20 protein-coding genes and 1 pseudogene are annotated in these 19,067 nt (G+C 59.9%); 8 read left to right on the top strand and 13 right to left on the bottom strand.

Features of this window, described 5'->3' with window-relative positions:
* Positions 1-12 precede the first annotated feature (12 nt).
* Positions 13-264 (top strand): hypothetical protein, encoded by a 252-nt coding sequence (locus PYR71_RS07865; protein ID WP_275618891.1) that lies wholly within the window; start codon positions 13-15, stop codon positions 262-264.
* A gap of 301 nt (positions 265-565) precedes the next feature.
* Positions 566-1,834, top strand: coding sequence for an O-antigen ligase family protein (locus PYR71_RS07860; protein ID WP_275618890.1), 1,269 nt, complete (start codon positions 566-568; stop codon positions 1,832-1,834).
* 39 nt (positions 1,835-1,873) lie between these two features.
* Here the strand turns inward: PYR71_RS07860 and PYR71_RS07855 are convergent, their stop codons facing one another.
* The 3 genes from PYR71_RS07855 to PYR71_RS07845 form a co-directional block, all read right to left on the bottom strand.
* The gene (locus tag PYR71_RS07855) at positions 1,874-3,868 is read right to left on the bottom strand and encodes a polysaccharide biosynthesis protein (RefSeq protein ID WP_275618889.1); all 1,995 of its coding nucleotides are present in this window, start codon (positions 3,866-3,868) and stop codon (positions 1,874-1,876) included.
* A 122-nt stretch (positions 3,869-3,990) separates the two neighbouring features.
* A complete protein-coding gene (locus tag PYR71_RS07850; RefSeq protein WP_275618888.1) occupies positions 3,991-4,557 on the bottom strand; it encodes a sugar transferase in 567 nt (188 codons plus the stop codon).
* Between the two features lie 319 nt (positions 4,558-4,876).
* Positions 4,877-5,041, bottom strand: coding sequence for a hypothetical protein (locus PYR71_RS07845; protein WP_275618887.1), 165 nt, complete (start codon positions 5,039-5,041; stop codon positions 4,877-4,879).
* Positions 5,042-5,340: 299 nt separating this feature from the next.
* Between PYR71_RS07845 and PYR71_RS07840 the strand changes: the two genes are divergently transcribed.
* Together PYR71_RS07840 and PYR71_RS07835 are read left to right on the top strand one after the other, a co-directional pair.
* Positions 5,341-6,321: an AraC family transcriptional regulator gene (locus PYR71_RS07840; RefSeq protein ID WP_275618886.1), complete on the top strand. Its 981-nt coding sequence runs from the start codon at positions 5,341-5,343 to the stop codon at positions 6,319-6,321.
* A gap of 60 nt (positions 6,322-6,381) precedes the next feature.
* Positions 6,382-7,590 carry an MFS transporter gene (locus PYR71_RS07835; RefSeq protein WP_275618885.1) on the top strand — a complete coding sequence of 403 codons (1,209 nt, stop codon included), beginning with the start codon at positions 6,382-6,384 and terminating at the stop codon, positions 7,588-7,590.
* A gap of 273 nt (positions 7,591-7,863) precedes the next feature.
* Here PYR71_RS07835 and PYR71_RS07830 read toward each other — a convergent pair whose 3' ends face one another.
* Together PYR71_RS07830 and PYR71_RS07825 are read right to left on the bottom strand one after the other, a co-directional pair.
* Positions 7,864-8,367 carry an SRPBCC family protein gene (locus PYR71_RS07830; protein ID WP_275618884.1) on the bottom strand — a complete coding sequence of 168 codons (504 nt, stop codon included), beginning with the start codon at positions 8,365-8,367 and terminating at the stop codon, positions 7,864-7,866.
* Positions 8,360-8,704 carry an ArsR/SmtB family transcription factor gene (locus PYR71_RS07825; protein WP_275618883.1) on the bottom strand — a complete coding sequence of 115 codons (345 nt, stop codon included), beginning with the start codon at positions 8,702-8,704 and terminating at the stop codon, positions 8,360-8,362. Before PYR71_RS07825 ends, PYR71_RS07830 begins: the two co-directional genes overlap by 8 nt.
* A 357-nt stretch (positions 8,705-9,061) precedes the next feature.
* Here PYR71_RS07825 and PYR71_RS07820 point away from each other — a divergent pair, with 357 nt between their 5' ends.
* The 3 genes from PYR71_RS07820 to PYR71_RS07810 are packed head-to-tail and all read left to right on the top strand — an operon-like array spanning position 9,062 to position 10,350.
* Positions 9,062-9,388 carry a WGR domain-containing protein gene (locus PYR71_RS07820; RefSeq protein ID WP_275619061.1) on the top strand — a complete coding sequence of 109 codons (327 nt, stop codon included), beginning with the start codon at positions 9,062-9,064 and terminating at the stop codon, positions 9,386-9,388.
* A gap of 14 nt (positions 9,389-9,402) precedes the next feature.
* Positions 9,403-9,681, top strand: a complete 279-nt coding sequence (locus tag PYR71_RS07815; RefSeq protein WP_465165667.1) for an HU family DNA-binding protein — start codon at positions 9,403-9,405, stop codon at positions 9,679-9,681.
* Positions 9,682-9,720: 39 nt separating this feature from the next.
* The gene (locus tag PYR71_RS07810) at positions 9,721-10,350 is read left to right on the top strand and encodes a type IV toxin-antitoxin system AbiEi family antitoxin domain-containing protein (RefSeq protein ID WP_275618881.1); all 630 of its coding nucleotides are present in this window, start codon (positions 9,721-9,723) and stop codon (positions 10,348-10,350) included.
* 418 nt (positions 10,351-10,768) lie between these two features.
* Here PYR71_RS07810 and repC read toward each other — a convergent pair.
* The 6 genes and pseudogenes from repC to PYR71_RS07780 all read right to left on the bottom strand — a co-directional run.
* Positions 10,769-11,026: pseudogene (gene repC / locus PYR71_RS07805) on the bottom strand (replication initiation protein RepC); the annotation flags it as partial.
* 257 nt (positions 11,027-11,283) lie between these two features.
* Entirely contained in the window at positions 11,284-12,417 is a 1,134-nt protein-coding gene (locus tag PYR71_RS07800) for an ABC transporter ATP-binding protein (protein WP_275618880.1), read from the bottom strand.
* A 92-nt stretch (positions 12,418-12,509) separates the two neighbouring features.
* Entirely contained in the window at positions 12,510-13,715 is a 1,206-nt protein-coding gene (locus PYR71_RS07795; protein ID WP_275619060.1) for an ABC transporter substrate-binding protein, read from the bottom strand.
* Positions 13,716-13,789: 74 nt separating this feature from the next.
* The gene (locus PYR71_RS07790; protein ID WP_183916995.1) at positions 13,790-14,647 is read right to left on the bottom strand and encodes a carbohydrate ABC transporter permease; all 858 of its coding nucleotides are present in this window, start codon (positions 14,645-14,647) and stop codon (positions 13,790-13,792) included.
* Positions 14,644-15,528: a carbohydrate ABC transporter permease gene (locus PYR71_RS07785; RefSeq protein WP_064812254.1), complete on the bottom strand. Its 885-nt coding sequence runs from the start codon at positions 15,526-15,528 to the stop codon at positions 14,644-14,646. Before PYR71_RS07785 ends, PYR71_RS07790 begins: the two co-directional genes overlap by 4 nt.
* A gap of 13 nt (positions 15,529-15,541) precedes the next feature.
* Positions 15,542-16,699, bottom strand: a complete 1,158-nt coding sequence (locus PYR71_RS07780) for a Gfo/Idh/MocA family protein (protein WP_275618879.1) — start codon at positions 16,697-16,699, stop codon at positions 15,542-15,544.
* A gap of 317 nt (positions 16,700-17,016) precedes the next feature.
* Here PYR71_RS07780 and yghX point away from each other — a divergent pair, with 317 nt between their 5' ends.
* The gene (gene yghX / locus PYR71_RS07775; RefSeq protein ID WP_275618878.1) at positions 17,017-17,904 is read left to right on the top strand and encodes a YghX family hydrolase; all 888 of its coding nucleotides are present in this window, start codon (positions 17,017-17,019) and stop codon (positions 17,902-17,904) included.
* An 80-nt stretch (positions 17,905-17,984) separates the two neighbouring features.
* Here the strand turns inward: yghX and PYR71_RS07770 are convergent, their stop codons facing one another.
* Both PYR71_RS07770 and PYR71_RS07765 read right to left on the bottom strand, forming a co-directional pair.
* Positions 17,985-18,425, bottom strand: a complete 441-nt coding sequence (locus tag PYR71_RS07770) for a DMT family transporter (RefSeq protein ID WP_183917001.1) — start codon at positions 18,423-18,425, stop codon at positions 17,985-17,987.
* The gene (locus PYR71_RS07765; RefSeq protein WP_275618877.1) at positions 18,422-18,907 is read right to left on the bottom strand and encodes a DMT family transporter; all 486 of its coding nucleotides are present in this window, start codon (positions 18,905-18,907) and stop codon (positions 18,422-18,424) included. The genes PYR71_RS07770 and PYR71_RS07765 overlap by 4 nt, the downstream gene beginning before the upstream one ends.
* Positions 18,908-19,067: the final 160 nt, after the last annotated feature.

Raw genomic sequence — 19,067 nt, 5'->3', positions numbered from 1 at the left:
AAAGGTCCCGACATGGCTGACAAACAGGATTTGGACGCCGGCTTCACCGGCACACCCGTCGAACAGCCGGAAGGATTGGCCAAGGCCGCCCAATCGGCGGCTGGCCGAGTGAAACGCGGGGCCTATGCAGTAACCGCCGGCGCGAGAGACCACCCGCACACGGCAAGCGCATTGTTGCTTGGCATCGGTATTGCGGCGTTCGGCTTCGGTTATCTCCTTGGTCGATCATCGGCGGAAAGCTCGGCCCGCTCATATTGGCGTTAGCTGGAGACATCAACGAATAAGCCGCGCCAGCGGGAATAACGATAAAGCCGGATCGTGTGCTTCCATACGCGGAAATGACAAACCCACGGCAAGGCCGCACTTCAAACGTCTTTCGTCATCGCATCAGCTTTGCCGTTGCCGGGCGCTGCGGCGCATCACCGATAGAGCAAGAAGCATCCGGGTTTGCTGTTGCCGGAATACAATAGTGAGAAAAGCGCGAGTTAGGCCCGCGCGCACAGCTTGACAGCGGTGACATCGGTCCTTAGCGAGGCTGGATCAATGACACCTCAGGATCAGCAAAGTGAATTATTTCAGGCAACTCGTGATTGCGGTACTTCATCCCGGCAGCGGGTCCGGAAGCGCGCTTGATCGAACCAACGGCATTGCGGTTTTTCTCTTCGCAATCCTGCCCGGACTTTCACCTAATTTCAACGGGTTCATCCTCCTCGGGTCGATGCTCTCGGGCATCTACTTACTGGCGACGGCCCGCTTTCCGCTGAACTTTTCGAAATCGGACCGGGCAGTCGCCATCTGCATGACGATCTACCCGCTGGTGATGATCGCCAGCATCTTCATTAACCCGCCTTACTCCGAAGTCGCAGACTGGATATTCCGGCTCCTGCCCTTCTTTTCGATCTGGCTGATATTGCCGCGAATGCGCCAATCTCCCGATGGCCGTCTCGTGCCGCTATTTATCCTCGGCGCCGGGATCGGCATGATCGTTACCTTTCTCGTCAGCCTGCTGCAGATCATGTTTCTGATGGAGAGAGCAGAGGCTGGGACGTCGAATGCCGCACTCCTCGGAATCATAGGCCTTCTTTTCGGCGGCGTTGCGCTTCTTAACGTTCAATCTCCTAAAAGCGTCGAGCAAAGAATTGCGATCTTGGGATATGCCGCTGGCCTCGGCTGCGTGCTGCTTTCGGGAACGCGCTCGGCGTGGCTGGCCATTCCCGTCCATCTCGTCATCCTTCTCTGGTATTTTCGCAAACACAGCTTCCATCTGAGTTCGCGCAGTCTCGCTATCACCGGCTCTTTGCTGTTTGCGGGACTTATCGCGCTCGGCAGCGGCCAGATCATCCACCGCATCCACGCGCTGCAGGAAAATATGGCAGCGCTTGAACGCAGTGAAGGTGAGATTACCTCACTCAGCGCACGAGTCGCTTTATACAAAGGCGCACTGTCAGCCATCAGCAAGGACCCGTTGACCGGTTATGGCCCGCAAAACAGGATGGCCTCGGTCTTGGCGGAACTACCCGACAGCATGCGGCCATACTTGACCTTCTCGCATGTCCATAACGGCTTTCTGACAGCGGGAATCGACGCCGGCGTTGTCGGCATCGCGGCGCTTTCGCTGCTGCTCCTGACGCCCTTGATAGCCGCGTGGAAAAAGGAACCCGGTCCCGGCAGGGACCTGTCCATGGCGCTCGCTCTTCTGCTCACCAGCAGCTACATTGTTACCGGCAGCGTCGGCATCATGTTCAACCAAAAGGCACTGGATCCGATCTTCGCCTATATGGTCGCCCTGATTTGCTTGGATCGGGGTAGCACAGTCTTCACGCCCGTCGTGTGAAGCTGAATTCCTGCGCTCGACGCTTGCGCGTTGTCGTCTTTAGGCCGCCGGAACGGTCTCGGCGCCGGTGAAGGCAAGATCCGAAACCTCACCGGTTGAGGAATAGCCGGAGACGAGCTCTGCCAAGGTCGCGCGTGCCGCGACCATATCGTTGCGATCCAATGCCGCGTTGAGCAAGCTGAGCTTCTTCGAAAGCTCCGGCCAGAACAGGAAATCCTCGCGCGCCTTCATAATCCGGGGATGTTCGGTTGTTTCAGGGTTATCCCCGATCAAAAGTTCTTCATAAAGCTTCTCGCCGGGCCTCAGGCCGGTAACGGAAAGCTCGATGTCCCCTTCGGGATTATCCTCGTCGCGGATGGTCAATCCTGAAAGCTCGACCATCTTGCGGGCGAGGTCTGCGATGCGGACGGGCTCGCCCATGTCGAGCAGGAAAACATCCCCGCCCTCGGCCATGGCGCCTGCTTGAATGACCAGTTGCGAGGCCTCCGAAATGGTCATGAAGTACCGGGTTATTTTCGGGTGCGTCAGGGTAACCGGCCCGCCGTCCTTGATCTGCTGCCGGAACAGCGGCACGACGGATCCGGAGGAACCGAGCACGTTTCCGAACCGGACCATGGAGAATTTCGTGCGCACTCTGTCAACGGCCGGTTCTGCTGCGAGCGCCTGCAGAACCATCTCCGCCAGCCTCTTGCTGGCGCCCATCACATTCGTCGGACGCACGGCTTTGTCCGTGCTGATCAGCACAAAATTCAAGACGCCGCATTTGTTCGCCGCGCGTGCGGTGATCAGCGTCCCCATGACGTTGTTCTTGATGCCCTCCACGGCATTATGTTCGACGAGAGGCACATGCTTGTAAGCGGCCGCATGATAGAGCGTCTGAGGCTGCCAGCTCTGCATGATATGTTCCATGCGGTCCTGGTCGCGGACGGAACAAAGGATCGGAACGATCTGCACGCTTTCCTGCTGGTAAAGTTCGGCCAGCTTTAGCAATTCGGCGTGAATATTATAAAGCGAAAACTCATTCTGATCGATGAGGATGAGGGTCGAAGGCGCATTGCGCAGAATCTGGCGACAAAGTTCCCCGCCGATGGAACCGCCGGCGCCCGTGACCATCACCACCTTTTTGCGCATCGCCTTGTCGAGCAATTCCTGCCGCGGCGCTACCGCTTCCCTGCCCAGCAGGTCTTCGATCTCCAACTCGCGAATGTCGGAGACGGCGACACGGCCCTGAGCAAGCGCCGTCAGATCCGGCAACGTGCGAACATTCACCCTGGCTTTGCGGATGCGCTCGAGGATTTCGTTGCGCCGCTGCCGCGATGCGGATGGAAGGGCAAGAAGCACGTTATGCACGCCAAGAGCTTCGGCGAGCACCGGAAGGTCCGACGGGTCGTAGATCGGCAAGCCGCCCATGATGCCGCCCTTAAGACGCGGATCATCATCCAGGTAACCGACGACATTGAGTTCGGCGCTGTTCGTCAGGGCGCCGGCGAGTTGCCGGCCGGCATTTCCTGCCCCGTAGATCAGCACCTTGGCGAGCGTATTCTGGTGAAGGATCCGCTGATAGGTATCGCCGAGCCAATAGCGGATACCCAACCGCGACAGTCCGATCGCAATCAGCAGCAGGAAGGGCTGAAGAATACCGACCGTTCTAGGAACGCCCGGAACGCTCAGCGCCGTAAATATCGTCATGAAGGCGACGCCGTAGATCGCAATAGCCTTTAGAACCGCGATGAAAGCGGCAAGACCGGCGTAACGGAAAATTGCCCGATACATGCCCATGACGATGAAGATCGGAAGGGCCATGCACAGGGACACAAAGACCGGCAACCACTGCACGCCGGTCAGAACGGTCCATTCGTTCAGGCGGAAGCAATACGCCAGCCAGATCGTCAGGACGCAAAAGCTTGAATCCACCAGCAAGGCGAGCGCGCGTTTGGCAGCACGCGGCATCGCCAGCAAAGGGGCGACGAGCGCCTGCATCGGCACTAAGAACCATGCTGAGCGTGGCGTCTCAGTGGGGGTATTTTCAGGCATTGCTTCCCAGCGTCTCGCAGATCATCAGACAATCACCTTCTTGTCAGTTTCTACAATGAGCGCAACTGAAATAATCGGGAATCAAGGTCTTCCGCACCGCTTATCTATCGGAAGTTGGTAACTTAATGCCTTATTCCCTTGCGGCCGATCACCTTGCCGGCGGTCAGAAACAGAATGCGCATGTCGAAACCGAACGAGCGCCGCTCGAGATATTCGACATCGAATTTCACCTTCTCCAGAATCGGCAACTCGTCGCGGCCGTTGATCTGCGCCCAACCGGTCAATCCGGGCAGGAGTTTATCGACGCCGTGGGCTGTCCGCAGTTCGATCAGGTCATACTGATTGTAGAGCGCCGGCCGAGGCCCGACAAAGCTCATCCTGCCGCCCAGAATGCACCAGAGCTGCGGCAATTCGTCGAGGCTTGATTTGCGCAGAAACGAGCCGATGGGCGTCAGAAACCGATCCGGATTCTCGAGCAGATGTGTGGCAACCGTCGGCGTGTCGACGCGCATGCTGCGAAATTTCGGCATCAGGAAGATCTGATTGAAGCGGCCGACACGTTTTGACCAGTAGAGGATTGGCCCCGGCGAGGTCAGCCGAACACACAGAGCGACGACAAGGATCGGAACGAGCAGGATGACCGACGCGATCACAGCCAGAAGAAAATCGACCGCCCGTTTCAAACCCATGCTCCGCACTTGTTCCACCGCCTCATGGGGATTTCGCCATACGCCCCACCGCGCCGTATCGTCAAAAAGGCGTTTCGCGTCAACTCCGGTTGTTGCCGCTTTCGTCAATGACCGGCCAACTGATCACGGCCAGTGTCCCCTGCTGAATCAGAAAACCGTAACCCGATTAGGCTCGAGAGAAGATTTTTACGCGCCGTTGCTCAGCTCCCTGCCCCGGGTTTACCACGGTAAACTCTCCGCTCATTTCCGGCCCAGCCCTTGTGGATAAGATCGATTATTTCGGTGTTGACCGAGTCCATTGGCTCGCGCCCGCGCAGGGTTACGCTAAGCCCGGACATTCCTGAGAAAGAGACTTACCAGTCCAATCGATGGAGAGCTTCCCAACCGGCCCCTTGGATTGTTCGCGATAGGCTTCTGGGACATCGTCAATACTGAATTGCTTGGCCACCACCAGAACGATCTTGGCAGCCTCGATGGCCTTCATAGCCTTGCCGAAGTCCCCCGCCGATCCCGTGTTGTTTCCTTGAATCCGTAGAGCCTTGAGGATGATCGGCTTGAGATCGATCTGCAGATTTGTCCCGGTAACGAAGCCGATCGTGAAGATGATACCACCATACGTGAGCTCTGGTCGGCTTTTTGTTCCATTGGTGAGCGGGGTCGCAGGTCAGCTAGCTGGACATTGGAATTCTACACCGGGAGGGTCAGTTGCTCCCATTCCCATTGATGACCTCAGAGCTGGCTGCCTTACTTGCAGTCCGGACTGTCGGCATATAAATTATCCCAATGCTTGATCGTTCATCCCAGTCTCCGACGCAAATTCCTACGGACGCACTCAGCGAAATTCTCCGGGACTTTCGCCTGAGTGGAGTCAATTACGGCCGCTGCGAGCTACGTCATCCATGGAGCATCGCCTTTGCGCAGCAACAGCTGCTTCGCTTTCATTTCGTCAGTGAGGGGCCATGCTGGATCCATACCGAAGCGCAAGGATGGCAGGAGTTGCAGGACGGCGATCTGGTGTTGTTGCCACAAGGTGTCGAACACCGACTGGCCAGCAAGCCCGATGTTGTCGGGGACTCGCTCAAGAGCTGCCAGGTCACCAAGCTGGGGGGCAATGTCTGCGAAGTGGTGCAGGAAGGAACAGGAGCGACGAGCACCTTGTTCTGCGGTTCCATGGCCTTGGGTGCGAATGCCCTCAACCCGTTGATCGCTTTGATGCCACCGATCATCAAGGGTTGTGATGTTGCTGGCAATGATCCGATCGTCGGCCCCCTCCTCGCCGCCATGACGGCAGAGGCGTCGCAGCCCCAGCTAGGCAGCGCCACGGTCTTGTCACGCATGGCGGACGTCCTCGTCGCGCGGCTTATTCGCTGCTGGGTCAATTGCAGCGGCGCCTCGACCAGTGGCTGGCTCGCCGCGATCCGTGATCCTCATATCGGTCGTGCGCTGGCAGCCATGCACCGAGATCCCGGCCATGACTGGACGCTTGAGACCCTTGCTGGCGTGGCAGGTCAATCGCGCTCGATCTTCGCGGAACGCTTCAGCGCCATCTTAGGGGAAGGCGCGGCACGGTATCTCGCCCGTCTGCGAATGCAGCTTGCACGAGAGTTGCTCGGTCAAAACATGTCGGTTGCCGAGGTCGCTTCCCAACTGGGCTATGAATCTGAAGCTTCTTTCGCTCGCGCATTCAAGCGAATCACCAGCGTTTCACCTGGCGTTGTGCGTCGCACCATTTCCGGACGAATGGACATAGAATTCGGACTTTAGGACACATATCATCCTGAAAGACTCCGCTATTAAGACCCTCCAAACCTTGGAGGTACTTCAATGACGGACACAACATCCCAGCTTGACGGCCCCGCGATTGGCCTCGATTCTACCGTTCCGAGTACATGGAGCCCCACGACCTGGTTCGCCGTTATTTCAATGGCAGCCACAAGCTTTGCGCTGGTGTCAGCTGAATTCTTGCCGGCAGGTTTGTTGACCCCAATGGCGCGTGACCTTGGCGTCAGCGAGGGAATCGCCGGTCAGGTTGTCACCGCCACCGCGTCTGTTGGCGCGGTGACGGCCTTGTTGAGCAACGTTCTCATCGGCAAACTGAACCGGAAGACTGTCCTGGTTGGCCTAAGTGCCTTGGCTATCGGCTCCAATCTGGTGGCCGCGCTCGCGACGGATTTTTGGCTATTGTTGTTGGGCCGAGCCGGGCTTGGCATCGCGCTCAGTGGTTTCTGGGCGCTTTCAGTTGCCGTCGTGGCGAGATTGGTTGGCACCAATGCGACAGGCCGGGGTATGGCTATCGTCACCCTCGGTGTCTCTCTTGCCACCATAGCTGCACCATCCATGGGCGCCTTGATCAGCGATTGGCTCGGCTGGCGTGCCGCCACGGCCATGACCGCAGGGCTCGCAGCGATTGCGATGCTGCTGCAGATACTCAGCTTGCCGACGCTACCCGCAAGCACAAGCAACAGTCTTTCCGACGTCTTCCGGCTGACGAAACGGCGCACTGTGCAACTCGGAATGCTTGCTATCCTCTTGCTGATGACTGGACATTTTGCCGGCTCGGTCTATGTGCGACCCTTCCTCGAACAAGTGACGCTCCTTGGCACCGGCCCGATTGCCCTAGCGCTCCTCGGGTTTGGCATCGCCTCTGTGATCGGCAATGTCGCCGGCGGCCGACTGGCAGACGCAAATATCCACATGGCGCTCGCTGTCGCCGGCGTATTGATGGCGTTTTCGGCGCTTGCTCTCGTACTGTGGGGTGCATATAGCGGCATCGCGTTTGCCCTCGTTACACTTTGGGGTTTCGCTTTTGGGATGGCTCCGGTGGTACTGCCCACCAACTTGTCCCGGGGCGCAGCAGACGCCTTGGAGGCTGCTGGCAGCCTGATGGTCGTTTCGTTCCAGGTCGCCATCAGCATAGGTGCGCTGTTCGGCGGCTATGTGGTCGATCACTTTGGTGCCTCAGCGCCATTGACATTTACAGCCGTCTTGGCGGCATCGACTGTCGTTCTGGCGTTGCTTCAGCCCCGCAGCTGACTCTTGGAGCTCCGGCCAAGGTGAGCAGAAGAGGCGAGGTCTCAAGTGGCCGGAGTGCCGGGTGAGGCAAATCCGTGACATGGCGGAGCTTTCTCGTTCCGGCGAGAGCACCGTCCGATCGCCGATAACCGCGACAACAACAATCTCGATTAAAGCGGCGTGGAAGATCGGCGCTCACGCCTAGCAGGGCCGGTGTGCGCCCCAGGCGGGAAAGCGTGGTGGGGTCGCTTCGCAAGAGCAGACGCTCCCTCCAGGCGATTTCCCCGACCGGCGCTACTTGCCTATGCTGGACAGCAATTCGTCGAGCTGCTCCAACTGTTCCGGCAATGCGGCCGCCGAGCCCTGTAGGGCTTCCTCAAGCGCCTCCTTGGACGGATAGACTTCGTGGAAAGTCAGGAGTGTCTTCCCGCCTTGATCCGCGAAGGTCACGGTCGTGATCGCGCCCTCTTCCCCCTCGTCGTTGGTCCAGACGATGCGTTCGTTCGGCACTACCTCGAGATACTTGCCGTAGAAGGCCATGGTGTCGGAATCGTCGGCGCCGAACTCCAGCCGATATTTGCCGCCGGTACGCACGTCCATCTCGCATGAGACGAGCGAAATGCCGGATACCGATTTCGGCACCCACCAGCGCCGGAACAGTTCGGCCTGGCTCCACGCCCTGTACACCGTGCTCGGCGGCGCATCGAATGTCCTGGTTACCAGGAGTTCGCGATCGCCTCTGCGCTCGACCGACGTGCGGTTCTCAGAACCAGCTGCACCGTTAACTCGCTCAGTCATCGCTTCCCTCCTGTTGCATCTCGCTGATGATCTCGTCCAAGGCTTCGAAGCGGGCCTCGAAGAGCTTGCGATGCGCCTCCATCCACGCGGCCTCCGCCTTGAGGCCGCGTGTCCCAAGCTTGCAGGTTCTCACCCGTCCGATCTTCTGCGTGACGACGAGCCCCGCCCGCTCGAGAACCTGGACGTGCTTCTTCATGCCGGTCAGCGTCATCTGGAACTGATCCGCCAGACTGGTGATCGACGCGTCCCCCCGCCCAAGCTGATCGATGATCCCGCGGCGGGTTGCATCGGACAGCGCCGCAAACGAGAGGTCGAGGGGACTTGCATACTGAACCATCTGGTTCAGTGTTTTAGCCTGCCTGTGCAGGAAGCGCAAGCGTTCCGAACTTTCCAGGCCGTAGACCGATCATCCGAGGAAGTCCTTGACGCCGGAGTGGCGGGTGCAAACCAAGCCGGTCAGAGAGAGATAGACTACGTCGCCGACAGGCGACGTGACCGTTTGCCGAGCGCGGTCGGCCATGCAGATTGGCCGTTTTCCGCGCGATCGAACGATCGCGTCGACGCTGCGGCTGCTGGGAGATAGGCCGTCACCCGAATGCGCGGGACTGCTTGCGGGCACCGTGAGCGGCAGCTCATAGCACCGTCCGCCGCAGGCGGCTCGCCCGAACAGTCTGCTCTGCAATGCATCACGGTCATGAATCAATTGCGGCTGACTGATTCAAATGTCTTGTTGGACGCGCAATCGGCAATCGGCGATCCTCTCACCATGATCGCGCAGCCTTATCAGCTTTATATCGAACGCACGGACGCCACGAAGAACATGGCCCGCTATTATGCCATGTCGATCGAGCCGACGCTGTTTGGGGACGCATGTCTCATCCGTCGGTGGGGACGCATCGGTGCTCGCGGTCAGAGGCTGGTGCATCATTTCAAGTGCGAGGAGGAGGCGGTCGGGCTCTTCCTCCAGCTCTTGCGTCAGAAACGGATGCGTGGCTATCGCCCGAAACCGTATCAACAATGACGCGGAGACGTAGGATGACCACCACGAATGAAATCGCCGACAAGATCGCGGGTGAACACAGCCTGACGAAGGCACAGGGCAAGGCCATAGTCGAAGCGGTGATCGCCTCGATCACTCAAGCCGCGATTGCCGGCAACGAAACCTCACTGCCTGGATTTGGCAAGTTCAAGGTGAAGGCAACGCCGGAGCGCGAGGCGCGCAATCCGGCGGCCGGCGCGACCATCAAAGTCGCAGCAGCCAGGAAGCTAGCGTTTACGCCGGCCAAGGCACTTAAGGACGCATTGAACAAGTAAAGCGGTCTGAGCAAGCACATCCGGTCCGCGGGGGACCAGGTGTTCGTTCTTCCACGCTCGATTTTATTCCGGAGGCCCCCTGCCCTGCCAACTAGCGAAAGAACGTATCGACTGGCGCATCGCCGTCATGTCTGCACAGACAATCATGGATTATCCATTCCGTGTTGGCGGCCGCACGGCGCTGGCGCTTCGTGGTCATGTGCACTACTTGGCACTGGGGGCGAGAAAATCTTCATCTATGGCGATGCGCCGCGCTGGCTCGCGAACTTCCCAGCCAATGGCCTCCCTATCCTCCGCAGCACGCGTCTCTTCAAGACCGCGGGTCTCGGCATTGAACCACTGGCGGCGGAATCAGATCGCAACCACATCCCGTTTTTGCAGAGCTGGACGATACGCGCATCAACGACGGAGCAGGTCATCATCGAGGCACTGGACGAACTGCCGGAAAACGAAAGCTTTCACAACATCGATGCGATCTTCGAGGGGCTTACCACCCTTCGTCCGCGCCGCATGACCGAACTTCTCACAGACTGCACAAGAGTCCAGGACGAGGGGCCGACTGACCCGCTGTTTCGTACCCTCCTTGTTTACGTGGCGAGTTCCGGGCGGCCCCGCACGAAATGCTGGATGTCCGGAGCGGTTCCCGAACGACATCCAGTCGCGCCTTGATGCTAAGGCCCGAACGTTTCTCCTCTCTCTTCACGATGGTGAACCTGACATCGAGGTTATACGCTTGCCACACGCCCGCGACTTGTCGGCCGTCCGCTGGAAGATCCCCACCCTGCAAAAATTAAGAAATGACAATCCGCCCAAACACGCCGAACAACGCGAGGAGATCGACCGGCTATTCACATGATGCCTTAGCCACCCCACTCGTCGTCAATCCCACAGCTGGCGCCGCTGAATGCGGAGGTCAGCCGCTCGGTCTAAGTGGAACGTCTTATTCCGGCCGGTGATTTTACTCCAAAATCCCGAAGTTCGAAAAGTGAACGACTGCAAAGGTTTAGAAGAGTTGGTCGCGACCAACTCGTTTTCCAGGCATTGAAGTGAGCGCGATTTCGTTCGCGTCGAAATTGGCGCGGCCGCTCTACCCCGCTTTCGCTTGCGCCACACCATTTGCCTTCAGCAACGCCATGATCATAGGTCCCAGCGAGAATTCCCCACGCTCGGTTCGCCGCGTCAGGTCACGAAGATACCCGCCGGGCGAGTTAATCATGTTGACGCGCTCCAGGATGCCGGCAACGGCGACCGCCGCATTTTCCGGCCCCATGACCTCGCAGGCCTCCTGGTAGGCCGACGGGCTTATCCCCAGCATCGACCGGACGACGACGGCTGCGCGCTCGAGCGAGTAGCTGTGCCCCTGCATGGAGGCCAATTTGTCCGCAGATTCTGCCGATCAAGCTCGGCGAACAGGTGATCGACGCCCGTAATGCCCTTGGCCCGAGCGAACGTCTCGATTCGCGCGCGGTGGAGCTCCGCCATCACCACGACCAAGGGCTTCTCGGCAGGCTCCGGGTCTTTTTTCCGCCTCTCGTTGCGGACGGCGTCGATTAGTTCTTGGTCGGAGCTACAGGACTAATCGCCGACTACGAACCAGTCGGCTCAAGCCGCCGTCGGGTTGATCACATTCATATCGATTTCAGTCAGCTCGACACGCCGCTCAAACGCAATGCCTGCCTCGTCGAAGAGATGGCAATCGGCGGCATTGATGCCGGTGGCAACCGGCGTGTCGGGGCGGATGCCGACGCTGCCGGGGAGCATGGCGCAGAAATTCTCGGCCTCTCCGTTGAGCGAGGCATAGGCGACAGTGTTGGCGCCGAGGCGTTCGATGACCGTCGGGGTGACGGTGAAGACGATGTCGCCGCCGTTCAGCTGGATGTGCTCCGGGCGGATGCCGAGCGTCAGGGTCTTGCCGGCCATGCCGTCGCGTGGTGTCACCGGCAGAAGGGCGGTCTGGCCGAGATAATCGACTTCGACGCCGCTCGCGCTGACGCCCTTGCAGGTGACGGGGAGAAAATTCATTTTGGGGTTGCCGATGAAGCCGGCGACGAACTGGTTGGCGGGCTTGTGGTAAAGCTCCAGAGGCGCGCCGGTCTGCGAGATATTGCCGGCGTCGAGCACGACGATGCGGTCGGCCATGGTCATGGCCTCGACTTGGTCATGCGTCACATAAATCATCGTCGCCTTCAGCTGCCGGTGCAGCTTGGCAAGCTCGATGCGCATGTCGGCGCGCAGCGCCGCGTCGAGGTTGGACAGCGGCTCGTCGAACAGGAAGATCTTCGGTTCGCGCACGATGGCGCGGCCGATGGCGACGCGCTGGCGCTGGCCGCCGGAGAGCATGCCGGGTTTCTGCTGCAGCCGCTGGTCGAGATGCAGGATGCGCGCGGCGTTTTCCACCTTGGCCTTGAGCTTTGCCTCTTCCATCTTTTCGACGCGCAGGGGGAAGGCGATGTTCTCGAAAACCGTCATGTGCGGATAGAGCGCGTAGGACTGGAACACCATGGCAATGCCGCGCTTGACCGGCGGCAGGTCGTTGACCCTGACGCCGTTGATGACGATATCGCCCGCCGTCGTCGCATCGAGGCCGGCGATCATCCGCAGCAGCGTGGACTTGCCGCAGCCTGACGGCCCGACGAAGACGACGAATTCGCCGTTCTTCACCTCGAGCTGCACGCCCTTCAGAACTTCGTAGTCGCCGTAGAATTTCTGAACGTTGTTGAGAAGGAGCTGTCCCAAAAATCTGTCTCCGCCGGCGGTCTTCGTCGCACATTCGATAGAGGGGTGGGGGCCGCGGCTTGCACCGCGACCCCAGGGAGATTCAGGAGGGCTTACTTGAACGCTTCGATTTCGCCGGCAGCCTTCTTCAGCGCGGCTTCCGGTTCGGCCTTGCCTGTGACGACCGACTGGATCATCTCGATCATCGAGTTCTGGAAGCCCTTATAGTCAGTGAAGAGCGGCTCGGGACCACCATAGCTGATGCCTTCGATGAGCGGCTTCCAATAGGGGTCCTTGGCGACGAATTCGTCGACCTTCTTCGAGGGACGCAGGGGCGTGAGGCCGGCGCCGCCCTGCAGCTCGTATTCCGACTGCACATCCGGCGAGGTGATGAACTTGGCGAATTCGGTCGCCTTGTCCTCGACGCCGGAACCCTTGAAGATCGCCAGGCTGTCGGTGATCAGCAGCGTGCCGGGGCCTTTGGCATCGGGGCCGAGCGGCAGGGTCGTAATGCCCCAGTTGATCTTCGTCTCCTTCAGGCGGGAGGCCGCACCCGATCCGGCCTGGATCATGGCGACCTTGCCGTCGAGGAAGATGGCGCGGACTTCGTTCTGCTCATAGGCCGTCGGGCCTTCTTCGGAGTAGGGAACGATATCCTTGTAGGCCTTCAGCGCGGCGAGAATCTGCGGGCTGTCGAGGGTGATCTTGCCGTCGGCATCGATCACGCTGCCATTGTTGGTGTAAACCCAATGCATGAACTGGTGCATCGTGTTGTCGAAGGTCTTGGCCGAGAGACCGAAGCCCGGAATGCCGGTCTTTTCCTTGATGGTCTTGGCCATCTCGATTTCTTCGGCCCAGGTCTTCGGCGGCTTCTCGGGATCGAGGCCCGCCTGCTTGAAGAGGTCCTTGTTCCAGTAGAGCGCCTTGGTGGAGAAGGCGATCGGAACGCCCCACTGGGTGCCCTCGAAGGTCACCGTGTCGACGATGTGGGGATAGTAAGCCTTCTTTTCCTCATCGGTCATCGGCACCTTGACGATGAGATCGTTCTGGGCGAACTCCTTCAGCGTGCGCGAGCCGACATAGGCCATGGCAACCGGCGTACCGGCGGCGGCGAGCGTCGTTGCCTTGTCCTGGCACTGCGCCCAGCCGACAACTTCAGGCGTGACCTTCCAGCCGGCGTTCTTTTCTTCCCACTGCTTGATGTATTTGGTGTGGACCGGGTCGATCGTGTCGCCGCAATAGATCCAGCTGATTTCCTTGTCGGCGGCATGGGCAGTGACCGCGGTCAATGCCGTCGAACCGAGCAAGGCGAGCGCCATAAGGCCTGTCTTGATTGTTATGCTCACGTCGTGACTCCCGTTTGGTTGTTAGCTGTTCACTCGTTTTTATAATCTTATTGTTTCACCGCACCGGCGGTCAGACCGCCGACAAGGTAACGCTGAAGGAAGAAGATGACGACCATCGCCGGCGCGATGCCGACGAAGGAAGCCGCCATCAGTTCGTTCCAGATGACCTCCTGCTTGCCGAAGTAAGCAAAGAGCCCCACCGGCAAGGGCATGTATTCACTCTTCGAGTTGAAGGTCAGCGCGAAGATGAATTGCTGGGCGTAAGCGCCGATGAAGGTGGTAATGGCGACGACGATGATTCCCGGCATCGCAATGGGCAGGATAACGCGACGAAGCGTGTAGAAGTGGCTGGCGCCATCCATGAAGGCGGCTTCGTTGAGCTCCTGGGGAATGCGGATCATGTAGGTGCGCAGCAGCCAGATCGCCGACGGGATAAGGAAGGCTACTCCCGGCACGATCATGGCGAGATAGGTGTTGAGCACGCCCATGCTGCGCATCAGCCGGAAGAGCGGGATCAAGAGCACGGCTCCGGAGAACATGTTCACCGTCAGGAAGGCGCCGAGCAGGATGCCCATGCCCCTGAATTCGAACTTGGCGAAGGCATAGGCCGCCGGAATGACGAGGCAGAGCACGATCAGCGTGACGATGATCGAGATGAAGAAGGAATTGAAGATATAGCGCCCGAAGCCCGGCACGCTGATCCACATCGTCCGGTAGGCTTCGAACGAGCCGTTCTCCGGCCAGAAGCGGTAGGGCGAGGAGAAGAGCTGGGCGAGCGGCTTCAGCGACACCAGGAAGCCCTCGACGAAGGGCGCCAGCACGAAGAACAGGAACACCGCGATGCCGCAATAGATCAGGATGATCTCCCACCAGCGGTAACGGTCGATCATGGCAGCACTGCTCATGCGCGCTTCTCCGGATTGAGGCGGCGGGTGACGCGGAAATAGGCGAAGCAGAAGAGCGACAGGAAGATGCAGATCAAGACGGCGCGTGCAGCACCTTCACCGTATTTCTTCGAGCCGATCGCCGTCTGGTAGGTATCGATGATCATCGTCGTCGTCTCGCCGCTCGGCCCGCCCTGCGTCAGGATCCAGATAATGTCGAACGAATTGAAGGTGGCGATCAAGGACAGCATCGACATGGTGATGATCGCGGGCACCATCAGCGGCAGGGTGATGCGGCGGAAGCGGTACCAGCGGCCGGCACCGTCGGTCCAGGCGGCCTCGTAGAGATCCTTGGGGATCGACTGGATCGCCGCCAGGAAATAGATCGTCACCAGCGGCACGCCGATCCAGACGTCGGTGACGATCGTCGCCCAGAAGGCGGTGCTGCCATAGGCGAGGAAGGCGACCGGGCCGTCGACCAGGCCGAAACGCTGCAACAGGCCGGAGATCATTCCGAACTGGCCATTATACATCCAGCCCCACATGAAGATGCCGATTGCCATCGGCACGATCCAGGGCGGCATGGTCAAGAGCCGGAACAGCGAGCGGCCGGGCACGGCGGCGTTCAGCATGCAGGCGCCGAAGGTGCCGATCACCATTTTCAGCGCGACCGAGAAGAAGGTCCAGATGAAGGTGCGCAGGATCACCTCCGCAAAGGTGGCGTTGAAGATCTTCTCGTAATTGATCCAGCCGACCCAATTGGTGGTCTTCTTCAGCGACGCGTCGGTGAAGGAGAGAATGAACGTATCGACCAGGGGATAAGCGACAATGGCGAGAACATAGAGAACGGCCGGAAGAAGAAGGATCCAGGCAAAGATGAAGGCGCTTCGTTGGACACTCATCTTGCCGCCGTCCTCAAGCCGCTCTTGCGTGAAGGGCTTCGTCGAAGCGGTCCCAGATGGGCCTGAGGTCGACGACCGTTTTCTTCATCCTCGCTGCGTCCATCGCGAGCGCCAGAATGCCTGCCTCGAGCGCATTCAGCGTCGAGACGGGAAGTTCGAGCCCGGTGCGCACGCTCTCCAGGAGGTCGCTCGCCATCTGCTCGTCGGCGCCGTAATGCTGGGAGAGTTCGGTGGCGGCATATGTGTTCGCAACGATCTTGTTGCCGGTCAGTTGCTCGTGCACATCGAGATAGCCGCGGACGAAATCACCTTCAGCCATGCCGCGCGAGCCCATGATGGCGAAGCGGCGGAACTGGTCGGGCACATTAAGATTGGTGTGGAAGTCCATGCCGACGCCGTTTTCATATTCGACAATCGCAACCTGGTAATCGATGATGTCGGCATCGCTGTCGAAGACCTTGTCCGATCCCATCCAGCCGCTCGGCTTGCGGTGGAAAAGCTCGAGGTCGTTGATGCCCTCGCGCGCCGGATCATTGGCCGGGATGAAGCTCTTGCGACCGCCGAAACTGGCGACCCGCTCCGGCCGCGCGCCGACAACACCATTATAAAGGTCGAGGTCGTGGCAGCATTTTTCCAGCATAAAGCTGCCGGAATAGCGCTCGTAGCGGCGCCAGTCGCGCATGAAGAAGGCGCCGTGATAGGGCTCGATATGTTCGGATGCTTCGATCGAGACGATCTGGCCGAGCTTGCCCTCGGCCTGGATGGCGCGCAGGTCCTTGTAAAGAGGGGAGTAGCGCAGCACCAGGCCGACCATCAGCCGCTCGTGGCCGAACTTCGCCATCAGATGCGCCAGCTCGATGCTTTCGGCAATTGTCGTGACGATCGGCTTTTCGCAGAAGACCTTGAGGCCGGCCTGCAGCCCGAGCCTGATATGGCCGAGATGCATGTGATTGGGCGAGCCGATCATCAGCAGATCGAGCTTTTCGGAGGCGAGCAGCTCTTCCGGCGAAGCATAGGCCTTGCCGGCCGAAATGCCCTTTTCGGTCAAGCCGGGAAGGCCGGCGGGATCGGGATCCACATAGCCGACAATGTCGAAGCTGCTATCAATCGCTTTGAAGACGTAGCCGAGGTAGCCGAGCCGGAATCCGAGCCCGATGATGCCCACTTTCATGCCAATCAAGTTCCCGATTAAGTAATTTATTTTCTTTAAGTTGGGACAAAAAACGAGAGGCGTCAATAGAAAACGGGCCCGACGCGGCGAGCATGAAATTGATTTTCATAATTCGCCAGCCGGCTTTCGGTCAGGCACTGTCAACGTCGGGATGCGGAGGCGGACGCACGGTCAAGCCCAGGGGCGCAGACGACGGGCATGAGTGCAACCGGCGGCAATCGCGCCGGCAAGCTCACGCGAAACTCGCGAAATATTGAAAAGTCGAGCGCGCCTGCGCGTGTAGGATGGGCGAGAACCCGAGGCCAGGAGGAGCCATTATGACCCGCATGACAGCCAAGGATTTCCCACAGGAGCTGCTCGAACTCTATGATTATTATGCGCATGGGAGGATCACCAAGCGCGAGTTTCTTGACCGGGCCGGTAAATTCGCCGTCGGCGGCGTGACCGCGGCCGCCATTCTGGCGTCGCTGAGCCCGAATTATGCGCTGGCGACCCAGGTCGAGGCAACCGATCCTGACATCTCCGCCGAATACATCACCTATGCCTCGCCGAAAGGAAATGGCGATGTGCGCGGCTATCTCGTCCGCCCCAAAAACGCCACCGGCAAGGTCGCCGCCGTCGTGGTCGTGCACGAGAACAGAGGCCTAAACCCCTATATCGAAGACGTGGCGCGGCGCGTGGCGAAGGCCGGCTTCATTGCGCTGGCGCCGGACGGCCTCACCTCGGTCGGCGGCTATCCCGGCAATGACGAAAAGGGACGGGAGTTGCAGCAGAAGGTCGATCCGGAAAAGCTGATGAATGACTTCTTCGCGGCGGTCGAGTATCTGATGAAGAGCGAGCTCACCACCGGCAAGGTCGGTATTGTCGGCTTCTGCTACGGCGGCGGTGTCGCCAATGCCGCGGCAGTCGCCTATCCCGAACTTGCCGCCGCCGTGCCGTTCTACGGCCGGCAGCCGCGCGCCGAAGACGTGCCGAAGATCAAAGCGCCATTGCTTCTCCATTATGCCGGGCTGGACAAGGGCGTCAACGAAGGCTGGCCTGCCTATGAAGCGGCGCTGAAATCGGCCGGCAAGACCTACGAGGCCTATATCTACCCCGACGTGAATCACGGCTTCCACAACGATACCACGCCGCGCTATGACGAAGCGGCGGCCAAGCTCGCCTGGCAGCGAACGGTCGACTGGTTTACCAAATACCTTGCCTGAGAACGCAGCGACCCGACGCGACGGGGAGGCATCTCCGCCGTCCCGCCGGGCTGCACCAGCCCGGCAAATGTCGAGTACGGCTATCGCGAACGCTCGACCTTGCGCCGTCCCCGACTGACCATCATTCCAGCGACGATAAGCACAATTCCGCCGGCGTTCGCCCAGAACGACGCCGGCACGCCGCTGACATAATCAAACGCCACTCCCGTGACCATCTGCCCGCCGATGATCAGCAGAGCCGAGTTGACCGCGCCGATCCGCGCGATCGCCCAGCTGCCGGCCGCCACGAAGACGACGCCGAGCGGACCGCCGAGATAGGCATACCAGGGCGCCTCGGCAGCACCCGCAGGAAGCAGACCGCCGACGAAGAGACCGAGGCAGCTCAGTGCGGCGAAACCTATGGCGTGATTCCAGAAGGATGCGATCAGCGGCGTCGTCGAGAGGCTCAGCCGCCCATTGAGCTGGCGGCTGAGGCCGACGAGCACGCCGCCGAGGCAAGCAAGCAGAATGAAGAGCGTCATGCCGCACCTCGCCCGAAGAGGATGATCAGCGCCGCTCCCGCAACGACCAGGCCGAGTGCCGCGATGTCGCGGGTATCAGGATGCCGTTTCTGCATGCCGAACAGTCCCCAGCTGTCGGCCGCAACGCTGAAGACGACCTGGCCTGCCAGCCCGAGAGCCAAGGTGCCGGAGAGCCCGAGCGGTGAGTTGACCGTGGTCGAGGTCAGCATGACCGTTGCCGCGCCGGAGAGCCCGCCGAAATAGGCCCATAGAGGCGCGCGCAGGCCTTGTTCCGGCTTTGGCTTGCGCCGCCGGTGGACCAGCAGGAGAAGAATGACGGCAGCGACCATGCCGGTGCCGTGCGCGGTCCAGGAGGAAAACAGCGGATTCCCGTAGCGTGCCAGCTCGCCGTTCAGGTGCACCATGAAAGTCAGGAGCCCGCCCGTGGCAAAAGCGCCGGCAAAATAGATCGGATGCGGATTTCGTGCGGCGTCGATGGTCATTGGAGATCTCGTGGGAGAATCGGTTGCGGCGGATGGTTTCAAATTGCCACTAGCGCACGATGCCGAAAAGTGTGAGCGGTTTTCGGACGCATCATGCTCTGCCAGGGACGGTCGCGACCACAGGAACATCCGTCTGCAATCGTCATTCGCGCATTTCTTA

Source organism: Rhizobium mulingense, from assembly GCF_029194105.1.
GTDB lineage: Bacteria > Pseudomonadota > Alphaproteobacteria > Rhizobiales > Rhizobiaceae > Rhizobium > Rhizobium mulingense.
Note: the sequence above shows the minus strand (reverse complement) of the source record. Positions and strands in the feature narration are given on the sequence as shown.

Bases quoted from the DNA above. Each gene is read 5' to 3' on its own strand.
- PYR71_RS07865 (WP_275618891.1), top strand. From the start codon at position 13: ATGGCTGACAAACAGGATTTGGACGCCGGCTTCACCGGCACACCCGTC.
- PYR71_RS07855 (WP_275618889.1), bottom strand. From the start codon at position 3,868: ATGCCTGAAAATACCCCCACTGAGACGCCACGCTCAGCATGGTTCTTA.
- PYR71_RS07850 (WP_275618888.1), bottom strand. From the start codon at position 4,557: ATGGGTTTGAAACGGGCGGTCGATTTTCTTCTGGCTGTGATCGCGTCG.
- PYR71_RS07845 (WP_275618887.1), bottom strand. From the start codon at position 5,041: ATGAAGGCCATCGAGGCTGCCAAGATCGTTCTGGTGGTGGCCAAGCAA.
- PYR71_RS07840 (WP_275618886.1), top strand. From the start codon at position 5,341: ATGCTTGATCGTTCATCCCAGTCTCCGACGCAAATTCCTACGGACGCA.
- PYR71_RS07835 (WP_275618885.1), top strand. From the start codon at position 6,382: ATGACGGACACAACATCCCAGCTTGACGGCCCCGCGATTGGCCTCGAT.
- PYR71_RS07830 (WP_275618884.1), bottom strand. From the start codon at position 8,367: ATGACTGAGCGAGTTAACGGTGCAGCTGGTTCTGAGAACCGCACGTCG.
- PYR71_RS07825 (WP_275618883.1), bottom strand. From the start codon at position 8,704: ATGGTTCAGTATGCAAGTCCCCTCGACCTCTCGTTTGCGGCGCTGTCC.
- PYR71_RS07820 (WP_275619061.1), top strand. From the start codon at position 9,062: ATGAATCAATTGCGGCTGACTGATTCAAATGTCTTGTTGGACGCGCAA.
- PYR71_RS07815 (WP_465165667.1), top strand. From the start codon at position 9,403: ATGACCACCACGAATGAAATCGCCGACAAGATCGCGGGTGAACACAGC.
- PYR71_RS07795 (WP_275619060.1), bottom strand. From the start codon at position 13,715: ATGGCGCTCGCCTTGCTCGGTTCGACGGCATTGACCGCGGTCACTGCC.
- PYR71_RS07790 (WP_183916995.1), bottom strand. From the start codon at position 14,647: ATGAGCAGTGCTGCCATGATCGACCGTTACCGCTGGTGGGAGATCATC.
- PYR71_RS07785 (WP_064812254.1), bottom strand. From the start codon at position 15,528: ATGAGTGTCCAACGAAGCGCCTTCATCTTTGCCTGGATCCTTCTTCTT.
- PYR71_RS07780 (WP_275618879.1), bottom strand. From the start codon at position 16,699: ATGAAAGTGGGCATCATCGGGCTCGGATTCCGGCTCGGCTACCTCGGC.
- yghX (WP_275618878.1), top strand. From the start codon at position 17,017: ATGACCCGCATGACAGCCAAGGATTTCCCACAGGAGCTGCTCGAACTC.
- PYR71_RS07770 (WP_183917001.1), bottom strand. From the start codon at position 18,425: ATGACGCTCTTCATTCTGCTTGCTTGCCTCGGCGGCGTGCTCGTCGGC.
- PYR71_RS07765 (WP_275618877.1), bottom strand. From the start codon at position 18,907: ATGACCATCGACGCCGCACGAAATCCGCATCCGATCTATTTTGCCGGC.